This window comes from Pseudomonas sp. FEN (assembly GCF_904067045.1).
Classification (GTDB): domain Bacteria; phylum Pseudomonadota; class Gammaproteobacteria; order Pseudomonadales; family Pseudomonadaceae; genus Aquipseudomonas.
In genome coordinates this window covers 1-2979 of sequence record NZ_CAJFDC010000030.1, presented here as the reverse complement: position 1 = coordinate 2979, position 2979 = coordinate 1, and the positions used below count along the sequence as shown (strand labels likewise).

The following is a 2979-nucleotide window of genomic DNA, read 5'->3' as shown; positions in this document are numbered from 1 at the left end:
AACAATTTCAATCTTTCTTCCAACAATAGATCAATCATTCTAACACCTCAATCCATTAGAACAAACCGAAGCCAACCCAGCAATTAATCACTCAAAACTATTCCATCAATAATTTCTTGTAATTTTTCGATATCAGCCGCCCAACCAAAATAGTATTCATTACCCCCATCCCCTTTAGCTCTCCGGTGTCTTCTTCCAGTATGGCACATGACATTCGTCATCCAAAGCATCTTCAAACGCCCCTCCATCCTCATAGCTAGAGACACGGACATAGGGGCCATGAATCTCATGCACTAGAACAACCACCCGCAACCCTGTCACCACATAATCATTTCATCGATCCCATTTAATACTATTAAACCAGTCTAGCTCATCTTGCGTAGGTGCGCGTTTAGTCCCTTATTATCAAGAGCGTCTTCAACCTCACGCGCCATACTACAGGAACATACGGATTAGCCTCTGTTCTTTGACTCGCGTCCGAGTCATGTCAAACTCCGTACCATCCTTATATACAACCTTTATTCCCAGTTCACCTGCCTCTCCTCCCAAACGGGTCTGGTTTTGGTCGTCCTTAAGGTAATAGTATCAATTTCTTCATTTGTCGTATCTGATAAACTTTTCCCACTCCCTGTGCGCCAGCCCGGAATCACCCCGGCACCTAATAGTTTAGCAGCATCCGCAGCCAGAGAGTTACGGTATCACCGTTGGATTTTATCGTTGCGCTATCGTATTGGCAGAAGACAGATTTCCGTTAGTAATGTACCAACTACAGCACCTCCTTGCCTTTCCCCTCATTCCTCAACTCGCTCGTAAGAGCAATTAATTTTTGATCATCATCCAAAGGCCAGACAAAATAGCCTTACAAACGTCAGGAGACCGCTGACAAAGTGGTTCCAGTTCATTATCCCTATCTGACTCAATTTCGCGTAACGCTGTCTAACCTCCTGCTTTTCCGCCTCCGTCGTCTTACTATCGACTTCCGCCAACATCTCCTTCACTTCTTCATGATAGAGTAGTTGAACGTCGTGGCCTTCTGCGCAATCTCCGCGCCCTTGTTCAGGTCCCACCCACCGCTGCCGCCGCCAACAACCTGTCAACTGCGATAGCATCAGTTGCAGGTCTTTATCCTTACCGGCCAGACTGGCCATTCCATTGATCAGGGCTTCATTCATTCCCGCCGCTCTGCGCCTGTCTTGAAATCACTGCCAGTCGCCTCCGCCAACAACCCGCCCATAATCCCGTGCGCAAGAATCTTCTGCAGACCGCCATCGGATACTTGATGTTGTCGCCAACCCAGTTGAAGCCAGTGCCATGGCCACGTTCCCAGCTTCCCCCAGCAGAGCTGCGTTAAGTTGCTACCGAGACTACCGCCCCCAATAGCGGTGGAGATGCCGCTGAGATGGCTGCACGCCCTAACGTGCGGGTGGCCGTATCAGCCGCTGTGCTCCAATGGAAAATGTCCTGAGAATTGTTGGTGGCACTGAGTGTTGATTCCGCTGAAGGCTGAACGCCTTGGGCTGCCGCTCCTGCTTGTCAGCACTGGGAAAACCAATTGGCATCCGCATAGGAAAAGGCTCCGGCGGTGAACCCTCCGATGGCGCATTTTTCAGGCTGTCGGCGCTGAAGGTGTCACTCAGTACCGCCCCAGATTCCCTGTTGTTAATGGTGCTAACCGCAGCAGTGCTGGCCATGGAGGTCAAAATGGCCGATCCAATGATGTTGCCCAACCCGGCCGAGGTAGCGGCGGCTTCAGCGTCGCTGTCGTAGCAGCGGCCATTGTAGTGCCAGCCCCATACCCACCGACTCACCTGCTGACGCCACCAAACCGCTTGCGGTACCTGCCGTCAGCACCGTGACAATGATGATGATCACCAACATCGCCCAGCCCCAAGGCCGGAATGGCTGTAGCTGTAGGAGTCGTGCAGTTCCTTGATCTGCCGCCAGTCGCATCCCCGCGTTTTCTCGGCGTCCTTGAGCCAGGCCAGTTGCGGTCGGCCTGGACCATCGCATCGATGGCCTGGCTCACCGTCTGTTCGTTGATCTGCTTGACGTCGATATGCAGCCCATCGACCGCCTTGATGACCAGTTGGCCTTGGCCGACATCTGCGTCTGCTGCAGGGTTTCGTCGGTGCTGCCGCGACCGCTCATGCTGGTCCAGGCAAAGCGTTATCACTCTTCTATGGTCCTCCTTGTGCAGTCCTTCACCCCTTCGAAGGTGATATCCACCGCTCTGCAGGGTCAGGTCCTTGTTGCTGTCCAGCTTGGCGACCTGGTAACGCTGGTCGCTGCCGCTGATCAAGCCGATATCACCGCCGGCTTTGATTTCACTGCCGACGTTGGTGATCTGCGTGACTTCATCGTGCGGGAGCTGCCGCCGCCGAACAAACCACCGCCGCCCTTCTTGTCGTACAGCGAGTAATCGGTTTCTGCGCGGCCAGGACATTGAGTTTCCCGCGGCCACCAGAAAGGCGTCGTTGCCGGCATCGACCTTGCTGGAGACACGCCATGTCCTGGCCGGAACTGAGCCTGAGATCGCCCCGGCGTTGACCATGGTTGCCACCTGGGCAATGTGTCCCTTTGCTCTGTGACATGGAAGTCTTGAATAGAAGTGACTTTCGTTCGCCGCCGAAGCCAGGACCATATTTTGTCCGGCAGTCAGACTGGCATCGCGCTTGACGTCGATTTGGCTCGCAATCACAGCGAGGTCACGCCCGCTGTAACACTCAGATCGCGTCCGCTTTCAACACTGCCGGCGTATTGGGTGACGGCCCCGCTACGGGCAGAATCCATGCGGACGTCGTTCGAAGCGGTCGCGGATGTCAGGTTGACGTCGCGTCCGCTTTAATCAGCGTATCCGAACCGCTTTGCAGCACACTGCCAATGTTGTTGACGTCTCGTCCGCATTGATGCTCAGGTTGTTGGCCGCTTCAATACGTGCAGCGCTGTCGACCACATCGGTACTACTGCTGTAGAAGTCGG

The 2979-nt window shown here is 54.1% G+C and carries 3 protein-coding genes; all 3 read right to left on the bottom strand.

Annotation, left to right across the window (positions count from 1 at the left end):
- Nucleotides 1–833: 833 nt before the first annotated feature.
- The gene (locus PFEN_RS22365) at nucleotides 834–1172 is read right to left on the bottom strand and encodes a hypothetical protein (RefSeq protein ID WP_191488876.1); all 339 of its coding nucleotides are present in this window, start codon (nucleotides 1170–1172) and stop codon (nucleotides 834–836) included.
- Nucleotides 1169–1390: a DUF637 domain-containing protein gene (locus PFEN_RS22360; RefSeq protein WP_224771050.1), complete on the bottom strand. Its 222-nt coding sequence runs from the start codon at nucleotides 1388–1390 to the stop codon at nucleotides 1169–1171. The genes PFEN_RS22365 and PFEN_RS22360 overlap by 4 nt, the downstream gene beginning before the upstream one ends.
- Nucleotides 1391–1804: 414 nt before the next feature.
- On the bottom strand, nucleotides 1805–2698 hold the full coding sequence (locus PFEN_RS22355; protein WP_191488875.1) for a hypothetical protein: 894 nt from the start codon (nucleotides 2696–2698) through the stop codon (nucleotides 1805–1807).
- Nucleotides 2699–2979: the final 281 nt, after the last annotated feature.

What these genes read in the sequence shown, in the direction of transcription:
- PFEN_RS22365 (WP_191488876.1), bottom strand. Translation starts at nt 1,172, where the DNA reads ATGAATGAAGCCCTGATCAATGGAATGGCCAGTCTGGCCGGTAAGGAT.